This window comes from Planococcus maitriensis (genome assembly GCF_003289925.1).
In the GTDB taxonomy this organism is placed as follows: Bacteria; Bacillota; Bacilli; order Bacillales_A; family Planococcaceae; genus Planococcus; species Planococcus maitriensis.
The window spans coordinates 1-14,852 of sequence record NZ_QLZQ01000012.1 but is presented as its reverse complement, the minus strand read 5'-3'; the positions used below and the strand labels follow the sequence as shown (position 1 = coordinate 14,852).

Here is a 14,852-nt window from a genome sequence, read left to right as displayed (position 1 = left end):
GTTGATTGCTCAATACTGCTGGCGTATCGCCGTCATAAGACGCGCGATTCGCTTTGATCTGCCGAAGCTGATCAGTAAGTTTGCCGCGATCGCTCGCGGCTGTATTGTTGACGTTTTGCTGTTCAGTTTTCAAGGTTCATGTTTGCTGTCGTTCCTGACGACTCTTACTATATTAAAGCACGTCCTTTAGAAAGTCAACACTTTTGGTAAATTAAATTATATTTAAAAACCTTTCTTTTTTTCAGCATTATTTCCATTAAGAAAAGAAAGTAATTCAATCCTTTAAAACAGCTGGATTAAACTACTTCCTTCTATATAACCTTTGATTTCAATTGAACGGAATAATTATACAAATATCATTATTTGTCAGAATATTCACCATTTATCGAGAGCTCAGGAAAGTTCACGCCGGCCTTCAAGTGCTTTGGATAGCGTGACTTCATCCGCATATTCCAAGTCGCCTCCAACCGGAAGCCCATGGGCAATGCGTGTCGTCCGGATGCCGGAAGGCCTTACCAGCCGCGAGATATACATTGCGGTCGCTTCTCCTTCGATGGTCGGGTTCGTCGCCAAAATCAGTTCTTTCACTTGCTCGTCTTGAAGACGCGTCAAGAGCGAAGGCACGTTGATATCCTCCGGGCCGATGCCGTCCATTGGCGAAATAGCACCTTGCAAGACATGATAAAGCCCCGTGTAATCGCGCATTTTTTCCATCGCAATGACGTCTTTCGGGTCTTGGACCACGCAGATCATCGACCGGTCGCGGCTTGTATCCTGGCAAATCCGGCACGGGTCGAGGTCCGTGATGTGGCCGCAGACTGAACAAAAGCTCAAATTACGTTTAGCGTCGACCAATGCTTTCGCAAAATCAAGCACCGTGTCTTCTTTCATTCCGAGCACAAAAAATGCCAGCCGGGCCGCTGTTTTTGGCCCGATCCCTGGCAACTTCATGAAACTCTCCATCAATTTGGAAATAGGTTCCGGGTAGTGCATTATCGCTTACCTCCTAGAACATGCCTGGGATATTCAAGCCTTTCGTGAATTTACCCATTGTAGAATTCGCATGCTCATCCGCTTTTTTAAATGCTTCGTTTGTTGCGACGATCAATGTATCTTGCAGCATTTCCACATCTTCCGGGTCTACGACTGCCGGGTCCAATGCAATATCAAGAACCTCTTTATGGCCGGAGACTGTTACTTTAACCATTCCCCCGCCTGCTGTTCCTTCAAATTTCAATGTGCCGAGCTCTTCTTGAGCCTCCGCCATTTGTTTTTGCATTTTCTGCATTTGTTTCATCATGCCTTGCATATTTCCTCCACCACGCATAATTGTTTCCTCCTCAAATTTTGTATTCGTTAATCATCATGGACTTCGACAAAATCCTTGCCGAAGAGCCGCTCCGCCTCAGAGACGAATGGATCTTCCTCAGGGCTTGCGCCATCACCGGAAAACGGATTGTCTTGCTGTTCCTCCACTTCCTGCGCTTCGCCTTCGTTTTTCAAGCCGCCGTTGCGGATAAACTCTTCACGGATTTTCAGCCAATTGGCGTCCGGCACATAAACCGGCGTGTAAGCCTTGCCGGTATACTGCTCGAGCAATTGGCTGAACGCTGCCGCAAAAGTTTGATTTTCAGAAGCCATCTGGCAATGAATATCATACTTGAATTTTAACACAAAAGCATCCGGGGATGCCGCCACCGGCTCGGCATCGTTGAGCAATGCCGAGTGCGAGCGCTGCAATTGCCCCATCACGGTCGCCCAATTGGTTTTGATCGCCTGGATATCGGGTTTCGTGGCATTTTTCAGCACTTCCTGAATGCGGCCCGTTGGAATTTTAAAGGCGCTTTGCGAACGCTGGCGCTTTTTCTGTTCCGCTTTCGGTGCAGCATTCGACGCGCCTCCGCCATCTTTCAGCTGCTGCTGCAGTTCGCGCACCAATTGCTCAAGACCTGCCACTTTCGCTTCAAGTTCAGGAGACGGCGCAGCTGTCCCAGCCGTTTGCACAGGAGCGTCTGCTTGTACCATTTTTAAGAGTGCGGTTTCCATATAGATTTTCGTATGGTTCGAGAAACGCATCTCTTGCTGGGTCTTCGTTAAAATGTCGATCCAGTTATAGAGTGTCGACGCTTCAAACTGTTCTGCCAGCTCTTCGAAACGCGGTTCGAAAGCGGCAAGCTCCAGCATATCGCGCAGCCCCGGCGCCGTTTGGATCAGCAATAGATCACGGAAGAAGGTGATGAAATCTTCCACTAAACGCACTGGGTCTTTGCCGTCGCGCACCAATTGCTCCAGCAATGTCAATGCTTGGCCGACATCTTTCTTCAACAGCGCTTCGGCAATGCCGTAAAACATATCCTGGCTGATGGAGCCCGTAACCAGAAGTGCGTCTTCAATGGTCATTTCATCTCCACTGAACGATACCACCTGGTCGAGCAGGCTGAGCGCATCGCGCATGCCGCCCGCCGCCGCCTGGGCAATGATCTTCAGCACTTGTTCATTATAAGGAATCTTGGCATCTTCCAAGACGGTGATCATCCGCGCGACGATGTCCGCTTGCGTATGCGATTTAAAATCGAAACGCTGGCAGCGGGAGATGATCGTCAGCGGCAATTTATGCGGCTCGGTTGTCGCCAAAATGAAGACGACGTGTTCCGGCGGTTCTTCCAATGTTTTCAACAACGCGTTGAAAGCGCTGTTCGACAACATATGCACTTCATCAATGATATAAACTTTGAAACGGGAATTGGCTGGAGAAAAACGAACTTTCTCTATGATTTCCCGCATTTCCTCGACCCGTGAATTGGAAGCCGCATCGAATTCGATGACGTCTGTATTCGAGCCTTCATCAATGCTCCGGCAAGAAGAGCATTCATTGCACGGTTCCGCTGCCGGGGCTTGTTCGCAATTCAACGCCTTGGCGAAAATCTTCGCCGCACTCGTCTTCCCGGTACCACGAGGGCCGGAGAATAAATACGCGTGGGTCGTTTTATCATAAAGGAGAGCATTCTGAAGGGTTTGTTTGACATGCGTCTGGCCGGTCATTTCCGAGAAAGTCCGCGGTCTGTACACACGGTAAAAAGCTTGATACGCCACCTTGTTCTCCCCTTTTAAAAAGTCTTTGTTCCGTCCTGTCATTATACCATAAAATGGCCTTGTTCCCGAATCATTTCACCGGACGCTTTGCATTCCGGACAGAAAAAAACCTGCCCGCAGACTGCGGACAGGTTTGGATCATTTAGGTTAAGCCGTGCACCTTTCTTCGACTGCTGTACACAAGCGTTACTCATGTCGTTGGCTCGATCTAGGCAACCCCGCGGCACATAGAAAGTACCACTTAATGCTGCTTCCTTCCGGACCTGACATGGTTCATGGGTTTCCATTGCGCAGGACCCAGATGTCAACACTACGTGCATGAGGCAGACCTTGCATACAAACAGCCTCAGAAAGGAATTCAGTCCTGCTAGAGCGGATTGCAGGTTACAGGACACCGCTACCTTCCCACCTAGCACGGCATTTACTAGTATACGGAGTGCTGGAGGAAAAATCAAACATAAAGTTAATGTCAGAATAGAACAAGCGTCTCCTAGCTCATCAGAATTACACATTCTATCGATTTCCGTAAAAAACACAACTTTTTCTTTTAAAACTGTTGACGGGTTTTTAAATCCGTGATAAATTATATCTTGTCCAACACGGAGGAATACCCAAGTTTGGCTGAAGGGATCGGTCTTGAAAACCGACAGGGGAGTCAAATCCCGCGGGGGTTCGAATCCCTCTTCCTCCTCCATTTTTTGAATAACTACGCGCATGTAGATATGAGGTTGATTCGTTGTGTAAGCAACGAATTTTTCTTCCCATCAATATGTCCGAATATTACGATATAGCCCACAGGATCTTTCCTGTGGGTTTTCTTATTGCCCTATTTCCCGGGAAATAAAAAAGGCGGAGACAATTGTCTCCGCTTTTTTAGCGTCTTAACACAGCAGTCTGTTGCATGAACTTGCCGATGCGTTCCACGATTTGCTCTGAACAATCGGGGTCGTTCATCAAATCATAGTCGTTGATATTGAGGCGCAGCACGGGACAAGCGTTGAACGAGTCGATCCAGCGCTCGTAGCGTTCGTGCATTTCCAGCCAGTATTCAACAGGCGTCTGCTGTTCCATTGCGCGGCCGCGCTCTTGGATGCGCCCGAGGATGTCTTCAATCGACCCTTCGAGATAAATCAACAAATCCGGATGTGGGAAATAGGGCGTCATGACCATCGCATCGAATAGATTGGTATAGGTCTCGTAATCCACTGCATTCATCGTGCCTTTTTCCTGGTGCATTTTCGCGAAAATTCCGGTGTCTTCGTAAATCGAGCGGTCTTGGATAAAGCCGCCGCCGTATTCGAACATCCGTTTCTGCTCCTTGAAGCGCTCTGCAAGGAAATACACTTGCAGATGGAAGCTCCATTTCTCGAAATCTTCATAAAACAAATCAAGATACGGGTTGCCATCTACGTTCTCAAAAGACGTGCGGAATTGCAGTGAATCCGCAAGTGCTTTGGTCATTGTCGACTTGCCGACGCCGACCGTTCCGGCGATAGTGATGACGGCATCTTTAGGGATGCCGTACTTGTCTCGTAAATTTTCATTCATATTGATAAGCTCCTTTTTTCAAGCGTGCCTTCCACATGAGTGAGAATCACTTCAAGGTCGGAACGGTTTTGCACAAAATCAAGTTTGTCTCCATTAAAGCGCAGTACCGGAATTTCCGGATGCTCGCGCTCAAAGCGTTCGATGAATTCATGGTAGTCTGCAGACAATTGCTCCATGTAATCGGGCGTAATCATTTGCTCGAATTCACGACCGCGCAATTTAATGCGCTTCATCAAGGTATCAAGGCTCGCATGCAAATAAATGACCATGTTCGGTTTCGGCATATCGGCCGTCAGGATTTTATAGATTGCTTCGTATTTCGCGTATTCTTCTTCAGGCAGCGTCCGTTTGGCGAAAATCAAGTTTTTGAAGATATGGTAATCCGCAACGACCGGCTCCTGGTTGGAGATGAATTTCTTTTGGATGTCGCTCAATTGCTTATAGCGATTGCATAGGAAGAACATTTCCGTCTGGAAACTCCACTCCTCGATGTCCTCATAAAATTTATTCAAAAACGGATTTTCATCCACGATTTCCTTCAGCAATTGAAATTGATGTTGTTCCGAAAGTGCTTTCGTCAGCGAGGTCTTCCCCACTCCGATCGGACCTTCTACGGTGATAAATGGCACCGGCACAAGAAGTCCCCCTTCTTCGATTCAAGTAAAATGCAATGCCATTTATTTTACCATATCTCCAAAAGTAAAAGTAGAGCCAAATGGCGTTCCAAATTGTGCACGGCTTTGTAGTGCTTTGTCAGGACGAAAAAATGATACACTGAAAGTCGAGGAGCGATGAATCATGAACGGAATGGAAAAAGACCATTATTTTATGGGGCTGGCGATTGAAGAAGCCCAAAAAGCAGCCGAAAAAGGCGAAGTGCCGATCGGCGCAGTCATCGTCCAAGGCGATCGCGTCATCGCGCGTGCCCATAATTTGCGCGAAACGACGCGCAATGCGGTGACACACGCCGAATTGCTCGCAATCCAGCAAGCCTGTGAAGAACTCGACAATTGGCGCCTGGAAAACACAAAGCTTTACGTTACGTTAGAGCCTTGCCCGATGTGCGCCGGCGCTATTCTGCAGTCGCGCATCCCGCATATTGTCTACGGCGCGCGCGACAGCAAGGCGGGCTGCGTCGATTCGCTGTACCGTCTGCTGAACGATGAGCGCTTCAACCATCAATGCGAAGTGACGGAAAACGTCATGGCGGATGAATGCGGCGGCTTGCTCACCCAATTTTTTCGAGACTTGCGTAAACGTAATAAAGAAAAACGGAAAACCCAGGCTTAGGGTTTTCCGTTTTTCTATGCCAAAAATTCCTCGATCAAACGATTCACGATTTCCGGCTGCTCATGATGCACCCAGTGCGTCGCCTCACCGACCCAGACAAGTTCTGCGTCTTCACAGAACTTGAGACTTTCTTTTGCGAGCATCGGCGACAGGAACTGGTCACCAATGCCCCAGATGATGCGCACCGGCACGCCTACACGACTGGCCGGCATTTGCAGGAGGCTGCCTTTTCGGATCGCCCGGTACCAATTGAGCATGCCCGTCAAAGCTCCCGGCTGGCTCCAGGCATGGCGGTAATAACCCCATTCTTTTTCCATAAAAACATCGGGGTTCGCCGTCCCTTGCATTGCCTGCTGCATCATTTCATAATTATTGGCTGCCATCAATTGCTCCGGTACCTCCGGCAACTGGAAAAAGGCCATATACGAGCTTTTCAGCCATTGTGACGGATTTTTCATAAGGACGCGTGGCATTGCCGCGGGGTGTGGAATGTTGATCGCGACCAGCTTTTTGACGCATTCCGGCTTGGCCGAGGCCAAATGCCAGGCGACCGCCCCGCCCCAATCATGCCCGATCACAGTCGCCGAAGTTTCCCCGAGCGCTTCGATCAAGCCGGCAATATCATCACTCAGCTTATCGACTGTGTAGTCTTCAATGGCTTCCGGCTTGTCACTCAAATGATAGCCCCGCTGGTCCGGTGCCGCGACGCGATAACCCGAGGCTGCCAGTGCTTCTATCTGGTGGTGGAAACCATAGGAGAATTCCGGAAAGCCATGCAATAGGACAACGAGCTCCCCATCTTCCGGTCCTGCAATCGCCGTATATAATTCGATGCCATTCGTTTCGACAAAGCGAAAATCCACTTCCTGCATGTAAACCGCTCCTTTCGCCTTTCTTCCTGTTTACCCGATTCATACAAAAAAGACCCGAGATCCATTCGGGTCTTCTCGTTTAGCGGATCGTTGTTTTTCCGCCCATATATGGCTGCAAGACTTCAGGAATGGCAACAGAACCGTCTTCCTGCTGGCAGTTCTCCAAAATCGCCGCTACCGTCCGTCCGACAGCAAGTCCGCTGCCGTTCAGCGTATGGACGAATTCCGGCTTGCCTTTCGCTTCGCGGCGGAACTTGATGTTCGCGCGGCGCGCTTGGAAATCTTCAAAGTTTGAGCAAGAAGAGATTTCACGGTACATCTCCTGGCTCGGGATCCATACTTCAATATCGTATTTCTTCGCTGCAGTAAAGCCAAGGTCTGCCGTGCACATCTTCAAGACACGGTATGGGAGCCCCAATAGCTGCAAGACTTTCTCGGCATGCCCTGTCAGCTTCTCAAGTTCATCATAAGAATCTTCAGGTTTCACAAAGCGCACCAGCTCGACTTTATTGAATTGGTGCTGTCGGATCAACCCGCGCGTGTCGCGGCCTGCAGAACCCGCTTCAGAGCGGAAGTTCGCGCTGTAAGAAGCAAAGGCTTGCGGCAGCATGTCCGCCGTCAGAATATCATCCCGGTAGAAGTTTGTCACTGGCACTTCAGAAGTCGGGATGAGGAAATAATCTTCCTTCTCAATCAAGAATGCATCTTCCTCGAACTTCGGCAATTGCCCGGTGCCGGTCAAGCTTTCGCGGTTGACCATATACGGCGGCAGCATTTCCTCGTAGCCATGCTCCTCCTGGTGAAGATCCATCATGAAATTGATGAGTGCACGCTCCAGGCGTGCGCCAAGCCCGCGGTAAAACACGAAACGGCTGCCCGTCACTTTCGCGGCACGCTCGAAATCGACGATATTCAAATCGGTCGCGATGTCCCAGTGGGGCTTCGCTTCAAATCCGAACTCCGGCTTGTCGCCCCAGGTACGGATTTCTTCATTATCGTCTTCGGAATCACCGAACGGCACGCTGTCGTGCGGGATGTTCGGCACGCGCATCATGATGTACTCCAACTTTTCTTCCACTTCGCGCAATTCGTCGTCGATCGCTTTGATCTGGTCGCCGACTTCGCGGGTTTTCGCAATCGCCTCATCGGCATTTTCCTTGTTACGCTTCATGACAGCGATTTGCTGGGATGCTTCGTTGCGCTCCGCTTTCAATTTCTCGGTCTGGACAATTAATTCGCGGCGCTTTTGGTCTAGCGCTTCGAAATCATCGAGTACGGAAATGTCTTCCCCGCGCTTGCCGAGCTTTGTTTTCACTTGTTTAAAATTTTCCCGTACAAAACGGATATCCAACATAGAAATTCCTCCTTAAGTATTCGTCAAATAAGAAAAAACAACGCAAAAATAGCCCCCGTCCCCTGGTAAAGGGACGAGAGCTACCCGCGTTGCCACCCTGATTGATCGGCACAAGGCCAATCCTCTTCATCACATAACGGCATTAAAACCGGCACTGGCTCATCGCCATGCAACTCCGGGGTGGATTCAAACGCGTTTTACGCCGGTTCGCACCAACCACCGGCTCTCTTCTAGAAAAACTGCGCTTTACTATTCCCATCAACGTTTCTTCTTTGAAATTATTCATATTTTACTATAGTGTGCTGCGGTTGGCAAGAGTTCCCTGTTTTCTACCATTCCCAAAAACAGTTGCATCAAGCGGTGGTCACCGGTCAGTTCCGGATGGAATGAACAGCCAAGAAATGCGCCGCTCCGTGCCAGCACAATGCGCCCCTCGTATTCACACAAAACTTCCACACCCTCACCGGCACGCACGATATGCGGCGCACGGATAAACACTGCCGGAAACGGCGCATCGAGTCCCACAATATCCAGATCCGCTTCAAAGCTGTCCACTTGCCTGCCGAAGGAATTACGCGCCACGGTCATGTCCATGACACCGAGATGCGCAGCTTCCTGCCCGTCAATTTCTTTTGCCAGCAATACAAGCCCTGCACAAGTGCCGAACATCGGCTTTCCGGAATCAGCGAATTCTCTTAATGGTTCCAGCAACTCCGCCCGGTCGATCAAACGGCGCATCGCCGTGCTTTCTCCCCCTGGCAGCACCAACCCATCGAGTTCTGCCAAATCGCCTGCTTTCTTCACCACGATAGCTTCCGCGCCGCATGCCTGAATTGCCTGTGCATGTTCACGTACCGCTCCTTGCAGCGCCAATACTCCGATTTTCATCCTTACCAGCTTCTTTCCTGCATGCGGTCCGCCGCACCGATTGTTGCCATTTCCATGCCTTTCATCGCCGGACCTAGATCTTTCGATAGTTTCGCGATCAATACGTAATCCTGGTAATGGGCAGTCGCTTCGACGATGGCACGCGCAAAACGCTCCGGCTGTTCCGATTTGAAAATGCCGGATCCGACAAAAACGCCGTCCGCCCCGAGTTCCATCATGAGCGCCGCATCCGCTGGTGTCGCGATGCCTCCTGCTGCAAAGTTAACGACCGGCAAACGGCCAAGCAATTTCACTTCTTTCAAAAACTCATACGATGCACCTAAGTCTCTCGCGGCTGTCATCAGTTCGTCTTCGCCCATCGCGACGATATTGCGTACTTCGGCATTCACTTGGCGCAAATGGCGCACCGCTTCGACGATATTCCCTGTGCCAGGCTCGCCTTTCGTACGCAGCATTGACGCCCCTTCCCCGATGCGCCGTGCCGCTTCCCCGATATTGCGGCATCCACAGACGAACGGGACCGTATAATCATTTTTCAGCAAGTGAAATTCTTCATCCGCTGGCGTCAGTACTTCGCTTTCGTCGATATAGTCGACGCCCATCGCTTCAAGCACGCGCGCTTCTGTAATATGGCCAATACGCGCTTTCGCCATGACTGGAATCGATACGGCATTCATCACTTCTTCCGTAATACGCGGGTCCGCCATACGTGCCACGCCGCCTTCTTTGCGGATATCCGATGGGACACGCTCAAGCGCCATGACAGCCGTTGCCCCTGCCGCTTCTGCGATTTTTGCCTGTTCTGCATTGACCACATCCATAATGACGCCGCCTTTTTGCATTTCTGCCATTCCACGCTTCACTCGATCTGTACCTTTTTCACTCATCTGAAAATTCCTCCCTTTTGTCGGTTGTTTACAGTATAATAAACTGTGACCATATAAAAAGACTCAGTTTATGTTAATTTAAAAGGTCAGTTGGAGGGATCCCAATGGATATGCTCATGTTCCAATTACAAAAACACTCAACCACACCACTATATAAGCAGCTCTACCGGGAAATCCGTACCGCCATCACGGCGGGTAAAATCGCGGTCGATACCAAGCTTCCGAGCAAACGCAAACTGGCGGAGTACTTGCAGATCAGCCAGACGACCGTCGAACTCGCCTATTCCCAATTAGTCGCAGAAGGCTTTATTGAACCACGCCCGCGTAAAGGATTTTTCACGATGCCGGTGGAAGAACTGGCTTATTTGGATCTGCCTCAAGAAGAAACGGCGATCCGCGACGTGCCAAAACCTAGTTATGTATATGACTTCAATCCAGCACGCATTGATACACGGTCGTTTCCATTCCCCACATGGCGCAAGACAGCCCGTGAAGTAATCGATGAAGAAAATCATGAACTCCTCCTCGCTGGCCATCCACAGGGAGACGAGTCACTGCGCGCTGAAATCGCCCGTTATTTATACCAATCCCGCGGTGTCGTGTGCAAACCCGAACAAATCATTGTCGGTTCGGGGACCGAACAATTAATGCCGCTGCTGATCCGTCTTTTCGACAAAAACCTAAGCTTCGGCTTTGAAAATCCTGGATATGCCCTCACCCACAGCATTTTCGAACATGACGACAGGCAGGCTTTTCCGATAGCCGTAGACGAAGACGGCATCGATGTGCAGGAACTCGACAAAACCGGCGTCGACATCGCCTATGTCACCCCCTCCCACCAGTTCCCGACAGGCTCGATTTTAAGCGCCACACGCCGCGCACAGCTCTTGAACTGGGCAGCCGCAAGTCCTGAACGCTATATCATCGAAGACGATTACGACAGCGAATTCCGCTACACGAGCCAACCGATCCCTGCCCTGCAAAGCATGGACGTCGGCGGGCGGGTCATCTATATCAGTACCTTCTCCAAATCAATCATGCCCTCGTTGCGCATCGCCTATCTTGTGTTACCGCCAAGGTTGTTGAACGCCTATCGCAACACCTTTTTGCATTACACATCCACCGTGCCGCGCATCGACCAGCAAATTGTCGCGACGTTCATGCAAAAAGGCCATTTTTCAAGACATTTAAACCGCATGCGCAAACTGTACCGGAAAAAGCTCGAATCCCTGATGCAAGCACTCGTCCCTTACCAACCAATAGTGACTGTTTCCGGCGAACAAGCAGGCATGCACGTCGTTTTAACCATCGATACCGAACGCACAGAACAAAGCTTAGTAGACAAAGCCAGCAATGCAGGAATCCGTGTATTCGCGATGCAGAATTACGACCTGCTCAAGCAAAAATCGGCTTCACCAAAAATCGTCCTCGGTTTTGGAGGACTTGACGAAAGCGAAATCCAGCAAGGCATCAGCCAATTGATGCGGTGCTGGAACATACCAAAAAACCAGCTCATCCGCTAAAAGATGAGCTGGTTTTTCTTAAAACAAACCTTTAATGAAATCCACGGCGCCTTTCATGGAAATGGCAAACCAATTGGCGCGTTCCACCGTTTCTGTCGTTGCTACAACCGCAGCTGGCTTTTCACCCTTTAGATACTCCACTTCATTGCCTTCAGAATCCAAAACCCTCACCTTACCTACAAGTTGGCCTTCCTCTACAGCTGCCTCAAGCGGGGTTCCTGCCGTTAATTCAAGCTCAGTCCGGTACACCTCTTGCTGAGTGGATGGGGCCAGCAAACGAACCGGCTCTTTAACCGCGATCGCTACTTGGTCTTTTTCACCTTTCGAGACAGGAAGGGATTCCTGGCCCATGAATTGTTGGCCGGCTTTCATAATTTCAGCTTCCTGAAATTCAAAGCCGTAGTCCAACAATGCGCGCGTCGCATCAAAACGCGCCTGATAGGAACCTTCCCCTTTCGCATCGACTGCTTTCATGACCACCGCGATCAGACGGACCCCGTCGCGTTTGGCAGTCCCTGCAAAAGAATGGCCTGCAAAATCAGTGGTCCCTGTTTTCAATCCGTCCATTCCTTCATATTCATGGTCCATCCCAGGCAGCATCGTATTCCAATTAACCATGCGAATCTGATCAGGCGTTCCTTCCCGGAACATCAATTCAGGAATTTTTGCAGTATCCAGGATTTCCGGATAATCATCCAGTAAGGCTTTGGTTAAAATGGCCACTGAACGGGCCGACATCGTATTTTCTTCGTCTTCTCCCGTCCCTTCAGGATGCATGCCTAATAGAAATGAATTATTAAGTCCTGTCGAATTGACGAAATGCGCGTCTTCAATGCCCAGCTCTTTCGCTTTATCATTCATCATCTGGACAAATTCTTTCTCCGTGCCGGCAATTGTTTCAGCAATGCCGATCGTCGCCGCATTCGCGGAATAAATGGCCATTGCTTCATATAACTCCTTCATGGTATAGGAACCATCCCGGCGCAGCGGGACATTGCTCAAACGCAAATCTTGCGAAATCCGGTGGCTATAATCAGTCACTTCGTATTCATCGTCCCAGCTGACGATACCTTCTTCGATCGCTTCAAACAAAAGGTATTCACTCATCATTTTACTCATGGAAGCGATCCCCAGGACGGCTTCGTCATTTTGCCCATATAAGATTTGCCCAGTTTCTGCATCTACGACAATCGCCGCATCCGCCAATACAGGAACCGTTTCTTCCGCCTGTACGCGATTCGGTACTAGGATCATGAGGCCTACAGCTATTATCGCCAATACTTGAACCCATTTCACTAAACTTTTCACTCGCTTATCCTCCATCACTTCATTCCTTTTGCTATTTTATCACATTCTCTGGAAGCAAAACGAAAAAACGCCCCCTAGGAATCCCTAGAAAGGCGTCTGATCTTACATTGAGTAATTCGGTGATTCTTTAGTGATTTGTACGTCATGCGGATGGCTTTCAATTAGCCCTGCACCAGTCATGCGGATAAACTGTGCTTCTTCACGCAACGTCGCCAAGTCTTTCGTTCCGCAATAGCCCATTCCTGCACGGATGCCGCCGAGCAATTGGTGGATCGTATCGGTAAGCGGCCCTTTATAAGGCAAGCGGCCTTCGATTCCTTCAGGTACCAACTTTTTAGCTTCATCCTGGAAATAACGGTCTTTGGAGCCTTTTTCCATAGAAGCGATCGAGCCCATGCCGCGATAAGTCTTGAAGCGGCGTCCCTGGAAGATTTCGGTGTCTCCTGGGCTTTCGGTTGTCCCTGCAAGTAAGCTGCCTAGCATAACGACATGTCCGCCTGCAGCAAGTGCTTTAATAATATCGCCAGAGAATTTGATGCCGCCATCTGCAATGATTGACTTGCCATGCTTGCGGGCTTCTGTCGCACAATCATAAACAGCCGTGATTTGTGGAACCCCTACACCCGCTACAACGCGCGTGGTACAAATAGAGCCCGGCCCAATGCCTACTTTAACAACATCAGCACCTGCTTCAATCAATGCCTTTGTTCCACTTGCAGTAGCTACATTCCCTGCAACGATAGTCAGTTCAGGATATGTTTCGCGAATTTGTCTGACCATATTCAGAACGCCTTCTGAATGGCCATGTGCAGTATCGATAACCACCACATCAACATGGGCTTTCACCAATTGCTCGACGCGCTTCATCGTATCAGAAGTCACGCCAACAGCAGCGCCGGCTAGCAAGCGTCCCTGCTCATCTTTTGCAGCAATCGGGAACTCAATCACTTTCTCAATGTCCTTGATTGTGATAAGTCCTTTTAGCATGCCATTCTGGTCCACAATTGGCAGTTTCTCGATTTTATACTGCTGGAGGATTTTCTCGGCATCTTCTAAAGTTGTGCCGACAGGAGCCGTCACTAGCTTTTCTTTCGTCATAACGTCTTTAATCTCCAAAGAATAATCCTGGATAAAGCGGAGGTCGCGGTTAGTGATAATGCCCACCAAAGTAAGATCCTCTTCACTTTGAACGATCGGCACGCCCGAAATTCGGTATTTGCCCATCAAATGTTCAGCATCGTAAACCTGGTGCTGAGGAGTCAGATAGAAAGGATCTGTAATGACGCCATTTTCCGAACGTTTAACAGTCACTACTTGTTCAGCCTGCTCTTCGATGCTCATATTTTTATGGATGATTCCAAGACCGCCTTGACGCGCCATTGAAATAGCCATTTTCGCTTCTGTCACGGTATCCATCCCGGCACTGATAATCGGGATATTCAACTTGATTTTCGGTGTCAGCTCCACTGACAAATCAATGTCCTTCGGCAATACTTCTGAATGAGCTGGCACTAGCAATACATCGTCGAAGGTTAACCCTTCTTTAAGAAATTTCGATTCCCACATAATTGACACGCCTCCTGCTTCCTTTTGAATATTATTGTAAGGTTATCAGCGGTTTCAGGGGGTGTCAAGAAACTGGAAAAAGTAAAACTATTCCGACTAATGAACCGTGAAATTTTCTTAATATCTTTCTTCATCTGCTTTCGCTCAATCCATGGTTCGCAAAACTGACTAGCAGTTCCTTGACGGCCTTAAAAAACCTAGTGAAATTCCATTGTTGTTCAAGAGGTATGAAAATTTTTCATACAAAAAAGCCGCTACCGGAATGAACCGGTAACGGCTTTTCGACTTGCCCAGCGACGTCCTACTCTCACAGGGGGAAACCCCCAACTACCATCGGCGCAAAAGAGCTTAACTTCCGTGTTCGGGATGGGAACGGGTGTGGCCTCTTTGCCATCATCACTGGACTCTTGAGCTTGTTCGCTCAAAACTGGATAAATCGACATTGTGGGAAACTTGCGTTTCAGTTTGTTGGTTAAGTCCTCGATCGATTAGTATTCGTCAGCTGCACGTGTCGCCACGCTTC

13 protein-coding genes, 1 tRNA gene, 1 rRNA gene, 1 other RNA gene and 1 other annotated feature are annotated in these 14,852 nt (G+C 49.4%); of the genes, 3 read left to right on the top strand and 13 right to left on the bottom strand.

Annotated elements, in window-relative coordinates; translation table 11 throughout:
- Positions 1-393 precede the first annotated feature (393 nt).
- From recR to ffs, 4 genes are all read right to left on the bottom strand, one after another.
- Positions 394-993, bottom strand: coding sequence for a recombination mediator RecR (gene recR / locus DP119_RS15695; RefSeq protein ID WP_112234008.1), 600 nt, complete (start codon positions 991-993; stop codon positions 394-396).
- Between the two features lie 13 nt (positions 994-1,006).
- On the bottom strand, positions 1,007-1,327 hold the full coding sequence (locus DP119_RS15690) for a YbaB/EbfC family nucleoid-associated protein (RefSeq protein ID WP_058382250.1): 321 nt from the start codon (positions 1,325-1,327) through the stop codon (positions 1,007-1,009).
- 29 nt (positions 1,328-1,356) lie between these two features.
- The gene (gene dnaX / locus DP119_RS15685) at positions 1,357-3,093 is read right to left on the bottom strand and encodes a DNA polymerase III subunit gamma/tau (protein WP_112234007.1); all 1,737 of its coding nucleotides are present in this window, start codon (positions 3,091-3,093) and stop codon (positions 1,357-1,359) included.
- A 152-nt stretch (positions 3,094-3,245) separates the two neighbouring features.
- Positions 3,246-3,511, bottom strand: an RNA gene (gene ffs, locus DP119_RS15680) — signal recognition particle sRNA large type.
- A 183-nt stretch (positions 3,512-3,694) separates the two neighbouring features.
- Between ffs and DP119_RS15675 the strand changes: the two genes are divergently transcribed.
- Positions 3,695-3,787 (top strand) — tRNA-Ser (locus DP119_RS15675).
- A 179-nt stretch (positions 3,788-3,966) separates the two neighbouring features.
- On the opposite strand, the gene DP119_RS15670 is transcribed toward DP119_RS15675, so the two are convergent.
- Both DP119_RS15670 and DP119_RS15665 read right to left on the bottom strand, forming a co-directional pair.
- Positions 3,967-4,641 (bottom strand): deoxynucleoside kinase, encoded by a 675-nt coding sequence (locus tag DP119_RS15670; RefSeq protein WP_112234006.1) that lies wholly within the window; start codon positions 4,639-4,641, stop codon positions 3,967-3,969.
- Positions 4,638-5,276, bottom strand: coding sequence for a deoxynucleoside kinase (locus DP119_RS15665; protein ID WP_112234005.1), 639 nt, complete (start codon positions 5,274-5,276; stop codon positions 4,638-4,640). The genes DP119_RS15670 and DP119_RS15665 overlap by 4 nt, the downstream gene beginning before the upstream one ends.
- 163 nt (positions 5,277-5,439) lie before the next feature.
- On the opposite strand from DP119_RS15665, the gene tadA reads away from it, so the two are divergent.
- Positions 5,440-5,931, top strand: coding sequence for a tRNA adenosine(34) deaminase TadA (gene tadA, locus DP119_RS15660; protein ID WP_112234004.1), 492 nt, complete (start codon positions 5,440-5,442; stop codon positions 5,929-5,931).
- A gap of 14 nt (positions 5,932-5,945) precedes the next feature.
- On the opposite strand, the gene DP119_RS15655 is transcribed toward tadA, so the two are convergent.
- From DP119_RS15655 to pdxS, 4 genes are all read right to left on the bottom strand, one after another.
- Positions 5,946-6,803, bottom strand: coding sequence for an alpha/beta fold hydrolase (locus DP119_RS15655; protein WP_112234003.1), 858 nt, complete (start codon positions 6,801-6,803; stop codon positions 5,946-5,948).
- Between the two features lie 79 nt (positions 6,804-6,882).
- Positions 6,883-8,157, bottom strand: a complete 1,275-nt coding sequence (serS, locus tag DP119_RS15650) for a serine--tRNA ligase (protein WP_112234002.1) — start codon at positions 8,155-8,157, stop codon at positions 6,883-6,885.
- A gap of 66 nt (positions 8,158-8,223) precedes the next feature.
- Positions 8,224-8,428, bottom strand: a binding site (T-box leader).
- 11 nt (positions 8,429-8,439) lie between these two features.
- Positions 8,440-9,045, bottom strand: a complete 606-nt coding sequence (pdxT, locus tag DP119_RS15645; RefSeq protein WP_112234001.1) for a pyridoxal 5'-phosphate synthase glutaminase subunit PdxT — start codon at positions 9,043-9,045, stop codon at positions 8,440-8,442.
- Between the two features lie 2 nt (positions 9,046-9,047).
- The gene (pdxS, locus tag DP119_RS15640) at positions 9,048-9,932 is read right to left on the bottom strand and encodes a pyridoxal 5'-phosphate synthase lyase subunit PdxS (protein WP_112234000.1); all 885 of its coding nucleotides are present in this window, start codon (positions 9,930-9,932) and stop codon (positions 9,048-9,050) included.
- 104 nt (positions 9,933-10,036) lie between these two features.
- Between pdxS and pdxR the strand changes: the two genes are divergently transcribed.
- Positions 10,037-11,455 (top strand): MocR-like pyridoxine biosynthesis transcription factor PdxR, encoded by a 1,419-nt coding sequence (gene pdxR, locus DP119_RS15635; RefSeq protein ID WP_112233999.1) that lies wholly within the window; start codon positions 10,037-10,039, stop codon positions 11,453-11,455.
- A gap of 18 nt (positions 11,456-11,473) precedes the next feature.
- On the opposite strand, the gene DP119_RS15630 is transcribed toward pdxR, so the two are convergent.
- The 3 genes from DP119_RS15630 to rrf form a co-directional block, all read right to left on the bottom strand.
- A complete protein-coding gene (locus tag DP119_RS15630; protein ID WP_420812327.1) occupies positions 11,474-12,778 on the bottom strand; it encodes a D-alanyl-D-alanine carboxypeptidase family protein in 1,305 nt (434 codons plus the stop codon).
- A gap of 87 nt (positions 12,779-12,865) precedes the next feature.
- Complete coding sequence (gene guaB / locus DP119_RS15625) at positions 12,866-14,329, bottom strand: IMP dehydrogenase (protein WP_112233998.1); 1,464 nt, start codon at positions 14,327-14,329, stop codon at positions 12,866-12,868.
- Between the two features lie 288 nt (positions 14,330-14,617).
- A 5S ribosomal RNA gene (gene rrf / locus DP119_RS15620) occupies positions 14,618-14,733 on the bottom strand.
- Between the last annotated feature and the right edge of the window lie 119 nt (positions 14,734-14,852).

What these genes read in the sequence shown, in the direction of transcription:
- recR (WP_112234008.1), bottom strand. Translation starts at nt 993, where the DNA reads ATGCACTACCCGGAACCTATTTCCAAATTGATGGAGAGTTTCATGAAG.
- DP119_RS15690 (WP_058382250.1), bottom strand. Translation starts at nt 1,327, where the DNA reads ATGCGTGGTGGAGGAAATATGCAAGGCATGATGAAACAAATGCAGAAA.
- DP119_RS15670 (WP_112234006.1), bottom strand. Translation starts at nt 4,641, where the DNA reads ATGAATGAAAATTTACGAGACAAGTACGGCATCCCTAAAGATGCCGTC.
- tadA (WP_112234004.1), top strand. Translation starts at nt 5,440, where the DNA reads ATGAACGGAATGGAAAAAGACCATTATTTTATGGGGCTGGCGATTGAA.
- DP119_RS15655 (WP_112234003.1), bottom strand. Translation starts at nt 6,803, where the DNA reads ATGCAGGAAGTGGATTTTCGCTTTGTCGAAACGAATGGCATCGAATTA.
- serS (WP_112234002.1), bottom strand. Translation starts at nt 8,157, where the DNA reads ATGTTGGATATCCGTTTTGTACGGGAAAATTTTAAACAAGTGAAAACA.
- pdxT (WP_112234001.1), bottom strand. Translation starts at nt 9,045, where the DNA reads ATGAAAATCGGAGTATTGGCGCTGCAAGGAGCGGTACGTGAACATGCA.
- pdxS (WP_112234000.1), bottom strand. Translation starts at nt 9,932, where the DNA reads ATGAGTGAAAAAGGTACAGATCGAGTGAAGCGTGGAATGGCAGAAATG.
- pdxR (WP_112233999.1), top strand. Translation starts at nt 10,037, where the DNA reads ATGGATATGCTCATGTTCCAATTACAAAAACACTCAACCACACCACTA.
- DP119_RS15630 (WP_420812327.1), bottom strand. Translation starts at nt 12,778, where the DNA reads ATGGAGGATAAGCGAGTGAAAAGTTTAGTGAAATGGGTTCAAGTATTG.
- guaB (WP_112233998.1), bottom strand. Translation starts at nt 14,329, where the DNA reads ATGTGGGAATCGAAATTTCTTAAAGAAGGGTTAACCTTCGACGATGTA.